Below are 12,955 nucleotides of genomic sequence, written 5' to 3' on the forward strand. Positions count from 1 at the left end.
CTATGGATTTTTCAGTTGTTGTTGAATATTTTCCTCGCTTATTAGAAGGCACTTGGGTCAGTCTTCAGTTAGTGCTTTTATCCATTGTGTTAGGTGGCGTGTTTGCATTACCTATCGCACTGGCAAGGATCTCACCGGTTGCTTGGATTAAAGCGATCCCCTTTGCGTATATCTTTTTCTTTCGTGGGACACCTCTGCTTGTGCAGATATTTTTGGTGTATTACGGAGCGTCGCAATTTGATGCAGTACGAGAGAGTATATTTTGGCCAATACTTAAGGAGCCGTTTTGGTGTGCCATTATTGCGTTCACTTTGAATACTTCAGCTTATACAGCTGAGATTTTTCGTGGCGCTATTCAGGCTATTCCTCAAGGAGAGGTTGAAGCATGTAAAGTCGTTGGCATGTCAAAGGTTCAGATGTATCGTCGTGTCTTATTGCCCCGTGCATTTGGAATTGTTTTGCCTGCTTACGGTAACGAGATTATTTTGATGCTTAAAGGTAGTGCCTTGGCCAGTACGATCACTATTTTGGATTTAACGGGCATGGCAAGAACCATTATTGCAAGAACCTATACGCCAATGGAGATTTTCTTGGCAGCTGGGGGGATTTACTTGATCATTAGTATTGTGATTATTGCTATTTTCCGTCAAATCGAATTGCGTCAAAATCGTTATTTGGGCACCTTATCAATTAAGGTACCAGATAAGGGATGACATTTTAGCAATAGAATAAAAAAAGAGGCTTGGGCCTCTTTTTTTATTCTATTGCTGTTTTTTTAATTGATTAGATCTATCTGGCTGATCAAATCGCTTCGGCGCCCGTTTCACCGGTACGAATCCGAATGATTTGCTCTAAAGCAGTAACAAATATTTTGCCATCACCAATTTTTCCCGTATTTGCACTGTGCTGAATGGCTTCAATAGCACGCTCTACTTGGTCTGTTTCTACGGCAAGTTCTAGTTTTACTTTTGGCAGAAAGTCGACTACATATTCAGCGCCACGATAAAGTTCTGTATGGCCTCGTTGGCGTCCAAACCCCTTCACTTCTGTGACGGTAATGCCATTAATCCCCATTTCAGACAGTGCCTCACGCACCTCATCAAGTTTAAAAGGCTTAACAATGGCCGTAATTAATTTCATCTATTCTCTCCATACTAATAAAGCATTATGTCGTCTAAAAATACCACTCTATTGTAAAAGTCGCTACTAGGTTGACAATTATGATCTACATTTAATAAAAATATAAACCCTAGTTTAGGATGGAAGTTGGAGTGTATGAAATGGAAAAAAAAATATCAGGCGAGTCTTTTATCGCAAGATCCGAGCCTTTTTTTGTGGATATTGCCGCCTTGCTGTCGAATCAAGCGGGTGTGGATCTATTTCGTATTTCTATGTCACAAAATGTGATTTGTTATAAAGTTAGTGAAGTGAGTATTAATTTGCGTTTGAGGTTAGTGCTTATTCCATTTAAAAATGGGCAAATGCTGGGGCGATTGTCTTGGTTAGATCGACGTGGTATTGATCATGTTTGTTGTTACGTTAACGAGGTATTTGATTGCTTGGATATAGCGTCAGGCGGAGTATGGAAGAAACAAACTAATAATATAGGGAGCTTGTGCTTGAAGCAGTTTGAGTCTTTGGTAGCATGACAGGAACCTTAATAGAATCTGTAGAAATTTGACCCTATTAAGGTGTGATCGCTTATGTCAGAAGAGATGTCTAATTAAAGGCCATTTAGAGCGTCTAAATCATCAAACTTAGGCTCATGGTACTTTCGTCCGAGCTTGTGAACAGCGTCGATCAAATATTTTGGATGGTCAGGATTGACGAATTGATGAATACCGTGGCCAAGATTAAATACATGGCCACTGCCAGTGCCGAAACCTGACAATACATTCTCTACCTCTCGCTCGATCACATCTTTACCTGCGTAGAGCACACAAGGGTCGATGTTACCCTGAAGAGCGACACTATTGCCGACACGAGCACGGGCTTCAGCAATGTCTGTTGTCCAATCTAAACCTATTGCGTCAGGCCCTGTTGCAGCCATGTTTTCTAACCATTGGCCACCATTTTTGGTAAACATAATCACGGGGATTTTTTTCCCTTCATGAACGCGAATGAGGCCGTCCATAATTTGCTTCATATAAAGTAAAGAGAACTGTTGATACATAGGCCCGCTTAAGATTCCGCCCCAAGTGTCAAAAATTTGCAGCGCTTGTGCCCCCGCTAAAATTTGACCATTAAGATAGGCTGTAACTGACTTTGCCAGCTTGTCTAGCAGCGCATGTAAAGTCTCAGGGGATTTGTACATCATGGCTTTGATATGACGAAAATCTTTACTAGAACCGCCTTCGATCATGTAGGTCGCGAGCGTCCAAGGACTGCCTGAAAAACCGATCAGTGGTACATCACCGTTTAACGCGTGGCGAATCGTGGTAACGGCTTTCATTACGTAATCTAAATCGCTTGCTGTTGTAACAGGCAAGGCGTCAACGTCCGCTTTATTGCGAATAGTGTGTTTGAATTTTGGGCCTTCGCCTGTTTCAAAATACAAACCTAATCCCATTGCGTCTGGAATAGTTAGTATGTCTGAAAACAAAATGGCGGCATCTAGCTCATAGCGCTTCAGCGGTTGCAAAGTAACTTCACAAGCAAACGAATCGTTTTTACAAAGGCTTAGAAAGTCACCCGCTGTGGCTCGGCTCGCACGATATTCTGGCAAGTAACGTCCTGCCTGCCTCATCATCCATACAGGGGTAGTATCGACAGGTTGTTTGAGTAATGCGCGCAAAAAGCGATCATTTTTAAGCTCAGGAAACATCAGGACTCTCCAGTGTAAATTTTCAGTTGGCGCATTTTACCTAACTTGTGAGGGAAAAGCAGAGTGAATAAGCACAATTTATGGGAAGGCAGACGAAAAGACCAATAAGATTGATCTATGGCAGGGTTTGCTACAGGCTATTTGTACAGAAAATCAGTCACCTAGGTAAACCTTTAGACTATATTTTTGTACCCGCTCTACGGCATTTTCTATATCTTTATTCGCATGCAGTTCTTTTAATACGTTCGGAAAGGCCACTTTAGTTTGATCTACATTCATACCCGGTTTGAGTTGAGAAGAGTACAGAGCTTTAAGCAGTAAATAATCGAGTGGACTAATGTAGGTATCGATGCTTACATCATTAAAAACAGAGGGGAAAACGTCGTTCGAATCGTTAGGCAAACCCAATAATTGGGTGATTTCTTCCACAATACAATCCAAAAAACGTGCTTTTCTGCGCGCATAATCTACTGGAATGATAATTGTGCCTTTGGTGATTTCATAGCGGCTATTACGGCTAAAATTACCTAAGCAAATAGCTTCATTGAGCGCCGCACGAATTTTTTCTGGATCGCCTATGTATTGCTTAACCTTATTCTCCATATTGTCATAGTCTGTGAAAATAACAAAAATATTGGCTTTTTTGGGGTCGTCGGTGAAATCGATGGAAAGGCCGGTGATATAGGCAAGATGTTGAGCGTGTACGCTTAATAGTTCTTTTTGCAAGCTGGCATCGCCACTGTCGCTTTCAAAAAAAAGTTTAATGGGTTTGGCCCAACGTATTAATTTAGGGTGCTTGGTTTCCTTGTATTCGCGCTCCAAGGCAATTTTAATAAAACTGTCTTGGATGTAAGCATCACTTTGCCAGCGCTCTTGACTGATGGCGTGTGACGCTATGAAAAAGGCAAAAAGCCAAAGACTAAAGCGGATCATTCGGCTGTGGCTGAGTAAGCTTGTTGGTGTAATGACGTAACGCGTCCAATGAATCGGGTGTGAATGCAAGGTTATGTGCATTTTCTAGAATACTCTTGATGCTCATTTCATGAATCGAAGCCACTTCCTTTGGTTGTAACGTCAATTCGCCTTGAATGGCTGGGTCATAATAGCAGGTGTAGATTTTCCCCCAAATTTTAAACCCTTCTCCTTCGGTAAGGAATACGCCTTGGCTTTCTAAAGGTGCATCAAAGCCTAATTCCTCTTGTAGCTCTCTGTGTGCAGAGTCGATATAGGTTTCGCCTCTTTCAACCACACCACCTGTGGTTATGCCGTAGTAGCCGGGACAAAAAGCCTTGTCATCGGTCCTTTTTTGAATCAATAAATTGCCTTTTGCATCAAACACCAAAATGTAAGTGACACGGTGGTAATCTCTGCCAAAGTTCATTAAGCGTCGTGGCACATCGCCAATTATTGTATTGTGTTTATCGACTAAGATAATGACTTCGTCATTTTCGGGCATAAAATACTCAATTTAAAAGTGAATCTGGTAGAAAATGAAAGGGTATCGGCATTTCTCTTGAAAGAAAAGGTTTCTGCTCTATAAAGAAAGCGACCTATTTTTTTGTTTTGCACTCTAGTAAAAAGAATGCAAACCATCGAAGTCGGAAAGGCGGTATGATGAGCGCTTATTAAGGACTTTATTTGGTGGAAAAAATGACCATTTTGAACAATGATTTTTTGGCCGTAACACTGGCAAACCAAGATGGGCTTACGCCGTTCCAGTTTGTATTTCCATCAGGAACAGGTTTTGTTGAAAATACGGGTGTTTTAAGGCTTGAGCCGACACAAGAAACGTCTATTAGTCTGGTTCTGTCGGTTGGGATTCATGGTAATGAGACAGGCCCGATTGAGTTAGTGAATCAGCTGGTCACCTCTATTCTAGAAGGGCGAGTTTCATTGTCGGTTCGTTTACTGGTGCTTATTGGTAATCCTGTCGCTGCGAACCAAGCAATACGTTTTTGCGATGTGAATTTAAATCGCTTGTTTAGTGGTGCGTGGCAAAACTATGACGGGTTTGAGGCGCAAAGAGCGCAATGCCTTGAAAAAGCGGTTGGTGATTTTTACTCCATGGTCAACAATGAAACGACACAAACGAGATTGCACTACGATTTGCATACTGCGATTCGTGGATCGATGCATGAAAAGTTTGTCGTTTATCCGTTTGTAGAAGATGGCATTTATAACCACCAGCAGTTGGCTTTTTTAGCCGCCAGCGGCATTGAGGCGGTGTTATTATCACATCAGTCGACAACCACTTTTTCTTATTATAGTTATGCGGTACATGGTGCTCATGCTTTTACAGTAGAGCTGGGTAAGGTTCATCATTTTGGCGAGAACGACTTATCGGCTTTTGCTGACCTAGAGAAAAGTCTAGTGTTGTTGTTAGAAGAGGGCACGTTAGCGCAAGCCTCGCTGTCTGATATTCATATATTTACTGTGTTAGATAGCCTAATAAAAGACGATGAAAGTTATGAATTGTCCATTGAGAGCGATGTAAAAAACTTCACGCAGTTCGAGCAAGGTTATCGTTTGGCGTATTCTGAAAAAAGTGAGTATATCGTTCAGAAAACAGGTGATGCGATTGTATTTCCAAATACTAACTTGCCTGTTGGCCAGCGAGCTGGCTTGATGGTTCGGCCAATCTCGTTAGAAGAGTTACAGCTCGATTAACAAGATAACGGCCCTTTTGTAACGAGAGATTTTAGCAAAACCGCTTGAATCTCTTTTTTTAATATCGTATTGTTACGTTATAACATTTTATTGATGGTGTAGAGTAATGAATAAGTTTTTTCTTGCGTTGGGCGTATCCGCTTTATCTCCTTTAGCTTTAGCTAAACCTACAATTGTTACTAGTATTAAACCTGTCTCTATGGTGGTTGCCGCTATTGCGGGTGATCATGCTGACATACAGCAAATTGTATCCAGTACTGCATCGCCTCATGACTTCGCTATGCGTCCTTCGGACCTAAGAAAAATCAGTAATGCAGACACCGTCGTGTGGGTTGGTGAATCGTTAGAACGCTTTTTGGAAAAGCCACTTAAAAATGCGGGTAAAGAGCAGTCATCTATTGAATGGCTTGCTCTAGAAGGTATGTCGCTTCATAACTTTGCCGAAGACACTCATCACGACGAAGATGAAGAACATCATGATAAGCACGAAGAGCATCATGACGAGCATGAAGAGCATCATGACGAGCACGAAGAGCATCATGATGAGCACGAAGGTCATAATCATGATGGTGTTGACCCGCATGTTTGGTTGTCGCCAGACAATGCTAGAGTATTGGCAAAAGCTGTCGCTGCGCGTCTTGTCTCGTTAGATGCAAAAAATACGGCTTACTATGAAGGTAACTTGGCTGCTTTTGAAAAAGGACTTACGGCTAAGGATGCTGAGATTCGTCAAGCCTTGAGTAAAGTGAGCACGGTGCCTTATATTGTTTTTCACGATGGTTACAGCTATTTTGAACAGCACTATGGTTTGAGCCATTCTGGTGAAATTACCGTCAGTCCTGAGCGTAAGCCTGGGGCGAAAAAAGTGGCTGAAATTCGCCGTGAAATTGAAGAGCATAAAGTTCAGTGTGTATTCAGTGAACCGCAATTTAGCCCAGCGATTGTTAAAACCTTATTGGAAGGCTCCAATGTGAAAACAGCACCACTAGACCCATTAGGAGGCGATGTGGCCATGGGTAAAAACGCTTATTTTTCATTTTTAGACAGTTTGACCGGGCAATTTCTTAGTTGCCTAGGATAATTCCTCCTGTTTACCAAAGAGTAAGTATCGAATATTTGCTCTTTGGTAGGCTACCTGCTTCCTCCTCTGTATAATAATATGACTTTACGTTTATTACAGCGAGCAGAGAGGCTTTATGAGCGATCCATCCATTACCAGTGTTCACTCCGATGTTCTTATTGAGAGTGCTCGACGTACTTTATCTACACAAGCTCAAGCTCTTGCCAACTTAGCCAATAATGTCACGGAAGAGTTCGCCAAAGCGGTTCGCATGATTCTTGAGAGCAAAGGCCGCACGATTATCTGTGGTATGGGAAAGTCAGGCTTGATCGGGAAAAAGATCGCCGCGACCTTAGCATCTACAGGAACACCTAGCTTCTTTCTTCATCCCGGTGAAGCTTTTCATGGCGATCTAGGCATGATTCAAGCACAAGATACCCTTATTCTTATTAGCTACTCGGGTGAAACCGAAGAGTTAATGCGTTTACTGCCTTCTCTCAAAGATTTTGGAAATCCGAGCATCGCGTTGGTTGGCAATATCGAATCTACTTTAGCCAAACATTGTGATTGCGTGCTTGATATTTCGGTAGACAGAGAAACCTGTCCGAATAACCTTGCTCCGACAACGTCAACGACTATGACCGCCGCAATGGGCGATGCTTTAGCCGTTGCCTTGATGGAGTGTCGACACTTTAAACCACAAGACTTTGCTCGCTTTCATCCTGGCGGTAGTTTAGGGCGCAAGCTCTTAACGCGTGTTAAAGACTTAATGCACAAAGACGACCTTCCTGTTTGTACACCTGGAACCACGCTTAAAGACGCTATTTCTGTGATGACCCATGGCAGAATGGGTGTCGTTTTGATCCAAGAGGCAGAAAAGTTGCTGGGTATCTTTACCGATGGAGACCTGCGTCGCGCGATGCTAAAAGAAAGCGAAGGCATGATACATAAAACCATGGCGGTTTTGATGACATCTAACCCTAAAACCATCAACGAAAATGTGATGATAGTGCAGGCTGAAGAGCAAATGCTGCGTGATAAAATTACCTTGTTAGTGGTAGTCGACAACAGTCAGAACGTATCGGGTATTTTAGAAATTTACGATCGATAAATAATTCTACTTATTTCGCCACTCTGTTTTGTTTTGAGTGAGCGACTTTGATTTAAAACGGAGTTCACATGACGCAACAGTCTCAAACATCAAAAATCATTAAAATTGGCAGCAAAATCGAAGTCGCCAATCACCTTCCGTTTGTCTTGTTCAGTGGTGTTAACGTCTTGGAGTCTCGCGACTTGGCGATGCGTGTGGCCGAAGAGCATGTAAAAGTGACGGAAGCATTAGGCATTCCTTATGTCTTCAAAGGCTCTTTTGATAAAGCGAACCGTTCATCTATCAATTCTTTCCGTGGCCCAGGCATGGAAGAAGGCTTGAAAATTCTACAAGAAATCAAAGACACATTCGGTGTGCCAGTGATTACCGACGTTCATGAAGAGCATCAATGTGCACCCGTCGCAGAAGTTGCAGATGTGATTCAATTGCCTGCGTTCTTGTCTCGCCAAACTGATCTAGTTGTCGCGATGGCGCAAACAGGCGCTGTGATTAACATCAAAAAAGCACAGTTTTTAGCACCGCATGAAATGAAACATATTCTGACAAAATGCGAAGAAGCAGGTAACAGCAATTTAATGCTGTGTGAACGCGGTACCATGATGGGCTACAACAACTTGGTTGTGGATATGCTTGGTTTTGGTGAAATGAAGCAGATGGGCTACCCCGTTATGTTTGATGTAACACACTCTTTGCAACGTCCGGGAGGTCGCTCAGATTCTGCTGACGGTCGTCGCGCACAGGTTACAGAATTGGCTCGTGCTGGTATGTCACTTGGTTTGTCCAGTTTGTTTTTAGAAACGCACCCTGATCCAGACAGTGCGAAATGTGACGGCCCGTGTGCGTTGCCTTTGGGGAAATTAGCGCCATTCTTGAAGCAAATGAAGCAGCTTGATGAGCTGGTTAAAACCTTTGAAGTATTGGATACGAGTGTGTAATTGATGGATTCTATTTTTCTTTCTTCGTATCAGGCATTGTCGGAAGATCACACGTTAATAGCAACGCTTCAGTCTCTCAAACTGGTGGTCTTTGATGTAGACGGCGTGTTAACCGATGGTCGTCTGCTTTATACCGAAGAAGGTGAAACCATCAAGCGTTTTAATGTGAAAGACGGCGTGGCGATGAAGCTGCTGCCAAAGTGGGGAATTCAGGTCGCCGTGATTACGGCGAAAGATTCCGCGCCATTACGACAGAGAATGAAAGAGTTAAAAATCGAACATTTTTTTCCTGGCTGTCACAATAAATCGGAAGCGTTTGATGAGCTTGTGGTGCGTTTAGGAATTAATCCAAATGAAGCGGCGTATGTTGGCGATGATGTGATTGACCTTCAGGTCATGCCAAAAGTTGGAGTGGCAATGTGCCCATCCGATGCGCATGTTTTGGTTCAGCGCCATTGCTCAGTAGTGCTTAAAAAAGCGGGCGGTGAGGGTGTTGCAAGAGAAGTGTCCGATATCGTCTTGGCGACACGTATGTCATTGGAAGAGGCTTACGAGCTGGCTCAAAAACCGGAGTTTGAAAAATAATGACAGAAAATATAAAAGACCTTAACTTACCTGATTTTCATATTGTCATTCCTGCTCGATACGCATCTCAGCGCTTTCCTCAAAAGCTGATGGCCGATCTAGGTGGTAAGCCAGTACTGCAATGGGTTTATGAGCTAGCATTGAAAGCAGGAGCGCAATCTGTGACGGTTGCCACAGACCACGTAGTGATAGAAAAAGCCGCATTAGCGTTTGGTGCGTCGGTTGTTATGACGCGAGCAGACCATGAAAATGGCACAGAGCGCCTTGCTGAAGTGGCTGCCAAAAGAGGCTGGAGCAGTAACGAAATCATCGTCAATGTACAAGGCGATGAGCCTTTTTTACCCGTCGCTTTGATTCACTCAAGCGTGCAGGCGTTAAACCAAGATCAAGAAGCAGAAATGGCAACGGTCGCCTGTGCTATTGATCAAGTAGAGGACTTTTTTAACCCTAATGTGGTGAAAGTGGTTTGTGATGAAAAACAACGTGCGCTGTACTTCAGCCGCTCCCCCATGCCTTGGGACAGAGATGGTTTTGCCAATAACCCAGGCAAAACTGGTTTTTTACCTGTTGATTTTCCGGCACTTCGCCACATTGGTTTGTATGTATACCGAGCCAGTTTATTGGCAAAGTACGCGGACTTGCCGATGTCGCCATTAGAGCGCTGGGAAAAGCTAGAACAACTGCGATTCTTGCATCAAGGCATTAAGGTTCAAGTAGCCATAGCGGATGGTTTGCCTACTCACGGAGTGGATACGCCTGAAGATTTGGAAAAACTACGTCATCAGTTGTCTTTAGACAGTATCTAGCACTTTAATTTAGTATTTCAACATGCACTCAATGAAAGCGATAAGCCTAATATAGGTCTATCGCTTTTTTTTGTGTGAAATACGTGCATTTTTCATGTGACTTAAATTTGTAATTATCGGCACCTTAATTTCTCACTGAAATGCTTTCTCTATCATGACCTTTGATACATGAGTTATTACTCTTGGCTTATTTATCCTATAGATAACAATTTATTGTAGGAAATGTGTAAAGAATGAGTTTACACTTACACTCATTGTTATGTTTTCTTACTAAAAATGTGCCGTTTTGATTTACAAAGGATAGGATCATGAAAAAGCTACTAATTATCTCTACGAGTTTGTTAAGTACAGTGGTGATGGCGACGATGCCCGTTAATCAACCAACAGGTTCTAGTTTCACGCTGAGCAGTGCGCCAAATCAAAGAGCATTGTCTACTTCGCTTGGTAATCCAGCGGCACCTTTTATCATGGTCAATCAGCAGGATGACGATAACTTTCGTTTTGGCATTCTTGGTCCGCTTAGTGTCGGCGTAGAAATGGGTGATGTTAGTGATTTGGCTGATCAAGTTGAAGAGATTGAAGAACTTATCGATAATGCTAATTTAATAAATGCTAATTCTAATAAGAATCGTGCGAATAAAATCTTAGGCGAAATAGGCAACAGTGCGTATGTGAAGACCACTTTAAGTATGCAAGTACCTTTTATGCCTGTTATTTACAAGACCAAAGCGAACGGTGCTTTCATGTTAGATGCCAGTATTTCCGGTGTCGCCAAAGGGAATTTATTGGCAGATGATGTCAATGTCAATCTTGTATCTGGAAAGCTAGTAACAGATACCTCTTTTTATGCTCAAACGGCAACGGATTTTCAAATTGGTTTAGGCTACAGTCAGGCTATGTGGGAAAACTCTCGCGGTCTGCTGGTTGGTGGTGCAAAAGCCAATCTTCATCAGATCTCAATGGGACGTGCACTTGTAAGATTAGATGATAAAAACACTGATGCGGGTGATGCTATTTCAGATGCGATAAAAGATGATGACGTCAGCAGCACAGGTGTTGGTATCGATTTGGGTGCAGTTTGGGTCTCTAATTATTATCAGGTGGGTTTGACGGTTGCTAATATAAATGAACCTGAATTTGATGGCGCTCCTATCACCACAAACGCAGCTTCAGATAAGTATAATATAAGTGCATCAGATAAATACGTGATGGAAATGCAAACCACGGTAGATTTTGCCGTGTCGACGAAAGGTAAACAAGTTACTTTAGGGATGTCTTATGATGCCAATGAGGTAAAAGATGCGGTTGGTGATGAATACCAATGGGCTGTTGCGTCTTTGTCTTACTATGGTGATTCACACTACATTCCAGGCCTTCGTGCTGGTTATCGTCAGAACATGGCAGGTTCAGAGCTGAGTTATGCTACGTTTGGTTTAACCTTTCTGAAACGTTTGAACATTGATCTTGCCGTTGCTCTAGAGACCGTTGAAGACGAAGACGGCGATGATACACCTCGTAGTGCTTACTTCTCAATTGGTTACGACACTGCGTTCTAAGAATCTATTCAAGTTAATAAATAAAAAGCCGATAGTATTATATTATCGGTTTTTTTGTTTATTAATAATTGAACCACACCGCACCTTATTAATTGATTCGGGCAAGTTAATGAAGAAGTATTTAGCAACTTTGAGTATGGCGATATTGAGTTCTAGTGCGATGGCGTCCATACCCATTTATCAGCCAATTGGGTCTAGCACAGCGTTAGGTGGCTATGCGAATCGACAATCCCTTATTACTTCTCTTGCTAACCCTGCCGCTCCCTATCTTATGACCAATATTGAAAGTTTTCGCATAGGCTTTTTAGGGCCATTAGCCCTAGGCTACGAAACAGGCGAGATTAGCGATTTGGATGATAAGGTTGATGAGTTAAAAGATATATTAGATCGAAAGGATTATACCCCGAGTACAGCGGCGGCTGCAGAGTTGAGAGCTGAAGCTATTATTAATGAAATAGGTGAGACGGCATACGCTAAATTCTCTGGCTCAGTGCAAGTGCCCTTTATGCCAATTATATATAAGACGAGCAACCGTGGGGCTTTTACGTTGGATGCAAGTGCTTCGTTGGTGAGTCGTGCTAGTGTTCTATCGGATGACATCTCTGTAGCGGGCTCGGAATTGAGCTCTGACACGTCGCTTTATGTAAAAAGAGTGACCGATTATCGCTTTGGTGTTGGCTACAGTCAGTTAGTGGGATCACGACCTGTAAGTGGGGCGTTGATTGTTGGTGGTCGAATTAATGTCCATAACTTAGCACTGAATAAAAAATTGTCTGTATTGACCGATAAGAATAATGATGTTGATGATGGTTTTGGTGATTTTCTTTTAGAAAGAGACAATGTCGAATCCGGTGTTAGTTTAGATCTTGGCGCTATCTGGACTGCTCCAAACTATCAATTAGGCGCTTCATTGGCTAATGCTAACGAGCCTGAGTTCGACTTTGAAGACTTAGGCAATTGCAATGGCTTGTCTGGCTCTGATTTAATCAGTTGTAATGCGTCGGTGCGCTTATCAGATGACGGTAAATTAGAGCTAAAAGAAACCTACAAAATGAAATCCCAGTTAACCTTAGACGCGGCGATAATGTCGACGAATCAGAATTGGTCTCTTGCTGGCTCCTATGATATGAACGCCATTGCAGACCCGGTTGGAGATAAATATCAATGGAAGGTGATTTCCCTTTCTTACTTTAGCGATGACCTTCTTTTCCCAGGTATTCGTGTTGGTTACCGAAAAAATCATGCAGGTAGTAAATTGAGTTATGCGACGGTAGGGGCGACTTTGTTTAGGCGCCTAGACTTTGACCTCGCTTATGGACTAGAAAAATTTAGCGACGGGGATGGTGGTACGCTACCCCGAAGCTTGTATTTTTCTGTCGGCTACGGCTTTGCCTTTTAGGCGCTACACCAT

At 42.6% G+C, this 12,955-nt stretch carries 14 protein-coding genes; 10 read left to right on the forward strand and 4 right to left on the reverse strand.

Annotated features, from left to right (window positions below; all coding sequences use genetic code 11):
* Window positions 1–2: 2 nt before the first annotated feature.
* A complete protein-coding gene (locus M3I01_RS03220; RefSeq protein WP_255894140.1) occupies window positions 3–713 on the forward strand; it encodes an ABC transporter permease in 711 nt (236 codons plus the stop codon).
* Window positions 714–801: 88 nt separating this feature from the next.
* On the opposite strand, the gene M3I01_RS03225 is transcribed toward M3I01_RS03220, so the two are convergent.
* Window positions 802–1,140, reverse strand: a complete 339-nt coding sequence (locus M3I01_RS03225) for a P-II family nitrogen regulator (RefSeq protein ID WP_112140713.1) — start codon at window positions 1,138–1,140, stop codon at window positions 802–804.
* A gap of 140 nt (window positions 1,141–1,280) precedes the next feature.
* Here M3I01_RS03225 and M3I01_RS03230 point away from each other — a divergent pair, with 140 nt between their 5' ends.
* Window positions 1,281–1,649 (forward strand): hypothetical protein, encoded by a 369-nt coding sequence (locus M3I01_RS03230; RefSeq protein ID WP_255894141.1) that lies wholly within the window; start codon window positions 1,281–1,283, stop codon window positions 1,647–1,649.
* 74 nt (window positions 1,650–1,723) lie between these two features.
* Here the strand turns inward: M3I01_RS03230 and hemE are convergent, their stop codons facing one another.
* The 3 genes from hemE to M3I01_RS03245 form a co-directional block, all read right to left on the reverse strand.
* A complete protein-coding gene (hemE, locus tag M3I01_RS03235; RefSeq protein WP_255894142.1) occupies window positions 1,724–2,824 on the reverse strand; it encodes a uroporphyrinogen decarboxylase in 1,101 nt (366 codons plus the stop codon).
* 153 nt (window positions 2,825–2,977) lie between these two features.
* Window positions 2,978–3,838 carry a DUF2927 domain-containing protein gene (locus M3I01_RS03240; RefSeq protein ID WP_275564916.1) on the reverse strand — a complete coding sequence of 287 codons (861 nt, stop codon included), beginning with the start codon at window positions 3,836–3,838 and terminating at the stop codon, window positions 2,978–2,980.
* Window positions 3,744–4,280: an NUDIX hydrolase gene (locus M3I01_RS03245; RefSeq protein WP_255894144.1), complete on the reverse strand. Its 537-nt coding sequence runs from the start codon at window positions 4,278–4,280 to the stop codon at window positions 3,744–3,746. Before M3I01_RS03245 ends, M3I01_RS03240 begins: the two co-directional genes overlap by 95 nt.
* A gap of 194 nt (window positions 4,281–4,474) precedes the next feature.
* On the opposite strand from M3I01_RS03245, the gene astE reads away from it, so the two are divergent.
* The 8 genes from astE to traF (M3I01_RS03285) all read left to right on the forward strand — a co-directional run bounded on the left by astE (window position 4,475) and on the right by traF (M3I01_RS03285) (window position 12,943).
* Window positions 4,475–5,491, forward strand: coding sequence for a succinylglutamate desuccinylase (gene astE, locus M3I01_RS03250; protein WP_255894145.1), 1,017 nt, complete (start codon window positions 4,475–4,477; stop codon window positions 5,489–5,491).
* 106 nt (window positions 5,492–5,597) lie between these two features.
* Complete coding sequence (gene znuA, locus M3I01_RS03255) at window positions 5,598–6,572, forward strand: zinc ABC transporter substrate-binding protein ZnuA (protein WP_255894146.1); 975 nt, start codon at window positions 5,598–5,600, stop codon at window positions 6,570–6,572.
* Window positions 6,573–6,687: 115 nt separating this feature from the next.
* Window positions 6,688–7,662 carry a KpsF/GutQ family sugar-phosphate isomerase gene (locus M3I01_RS03260; RefSeq protein ID WP_275564917.1) on the forward strand — a complete coding sequence of 325 codons (975 nt, stop codon included), beginning with the start codon at window positions 6,688–6,690 and terminating at the stop codon, window positions 7,660–7,662.
* A gap of 68 nt (window positions 7,663–7,730) precedes the next feature.
* Window positions 7,731–8,597: a 3-deoxy-8-phosphooctulonate synthase gene (kdsA, locus tag M3I01_RS03265; RefSeq protein WP_255894150.1), complete on the forward strand. Its 867-nt coding sequence runs from the start codon at window positions 7,731–7,733 to the stop codon at window positions 8,595–8,597.
* 3 nt (window positions 8,598–8,600) lie between these two features.
* Window positions 8,601–9,182: a KdsC family phosphatase gene (locus M3I01_RS03270; RefSeq protein WP_255894152.1), complete on the forward strand. Its 582-nt coding sequence runs from the start codon at window positions 8,601–8,603 to the stop codon at window positions 9,180–9,182.
* Entirely contained in the window at window positions 9,182–9,988 is an 807-nt protein-coding gene (gene kdsB, locus M3I01_RS03275; protein WP_255894153.1) for a 3-deoxy-manno-octulosonate cytidylyltransferase, read from the forward strand. The genes M3I01_RS03270 and kdsB overlap by 1 nt, the downstream gene beginning before the upstream one ends.
* Window positions 9,989–10,296: 308 nt before the next feature.
* Window positions 10,297–11,544 carry a conjugal transfer protein TraF gene (gene traF, locus M3I01_RS03280; RefSeq protein ID WP_255894154.1) on the forward strand — a complete coding sequence of 416 codons (1,248 nt, stop codon included), beginning with the start codon at window positions 10,297–10,299 and terminating at the stop codon, window positions 11,542–11,544.
* A gap of 109 nt (window positions 11,545–11,653) precedes the next feature.
* Complete coding sequence (gene traF, locus M3I01_RS03285; RefSeq protein WP_255894155.1) at window positions 11,654–12,943, forward strand: conjugal transfer protein TraF; 1,290 nt, start codon at window positions 11,654–11,656, stop codon at window positions 12,941–12,943.
* Window positions 12,944–12,955 lie beyond the last annotated feature (12 nt).

Source organism: Marinomonas maritima, from assembly GCF_024435075.2.
Taxonomy (GTDB): domain Bacteria; phylum Pseudomonadota; class Gammaproteobacteria; order Pseudomonadales; family Marinomonadaceae; genus Marinomonas; species Marinomonas maritima.

What these genes read in the sequence shown, in the direction of transcription:
- M3I01_RS03220 (WP_255894140.1), top strand. Translation starts at nt 3, where the DNA reads ATGGATTTTTCAGTTGTTGTTGAATATTTTCCTCGCTTATTAGAAGGC.
- M3I01_RS03225 (WP_112140713.1), bottom strand. Translation starts at nt 1,140, where the DNA reads ATGAAATTAATTACGGCCATTGTTAAGCCTTTTAAACTTGATGAGGTG.
- M3I01_RS03230 (WP_255894141.1), top strand. Translation starts at nt 1,281, where the DNA reads ATGGAAAAAAAAATATCAGGCGAGTCTTTTATCGCAAGATCCGAGCCT.
- hemE (WP_255894142.1), bottom strand. Translation starts at nt 2,824, where the DNA reads ATGTTTCCTGAGCTTAAAAATGATCGCTTTTTGCGCGCATTACTCAAA.
- M3I01_RS03240 (WP_275564916.1), bottom strand. Translation starts at nt 3,838, where the DNA reads ATGCACATAACCTTGCATTCACACCCGATTCATTGGACGCGTTACGTC.
- M3I01_RS03245 (WP_255894144.1), bottom strand. Translation starts at nt 4,280, where the DNA reads ATGCCCGAAAATGACGAAGTCATTATCTTAGTCGATAAACACAATACA.
- astE (WP_255894145.1), top strand. Translation starts at nt 4,475, where the DNA reads ATGACCATTTTGAACAATGATTTTTTGGCCGTAACACTGGCAAACCAA.
- znuA (WP_255894146.1), top strand. Translation starts at nt 5,598, where the DNA reads ATGAATAAGTTTTTTCTTGCGTTGGGCGTATCCGCTTTATCTCCTTTA.
- M3I01_RS03260 (WP_275564917.1), top strand. Translation starts at nt 6,688, where the DNA reads ATGAGCGATCCATCCATTACCAGTGTTCACTCCGATGTTCTTATTGAG.
- kdsA (WP_255894150.1), top strand. Translation starts at nt 7,731, where the DNA reads ATGACGCAACAGTCTCAAACATCAAAAATCATTAAAATTGGCAGCAAA.
- M3I01_RS03270 (WP_255894152.1), top strand. Translation starts at nt 8,601, where the DNA reads ATGGATTCTATTTTTCTTTCTTCGTATCAGGCATTGTCGGAAGATCAC.
- kdsB (WP_255894153.1), top strand. Translation starts at nt 9,182, where the DNA reads ATGACAGAAAATATAAAAGACCTTAACTTACCTGATTTTCATATTGTC.
- traF (WP_255894154.1), top strand. Translation starts at nt 10,297, where the DNA reads ATGAAAAAGCTACTAATTATCTCTACGAGTTTGTTAAGTACAGTGGTG.
- traF (WP_255894155.1), top strand. Translation starts at nt 11,654, where the DNA reads ATGAAGAAGTATTTAGCAACTTTGAGTATGGCGATATTGAGTTCTAGT.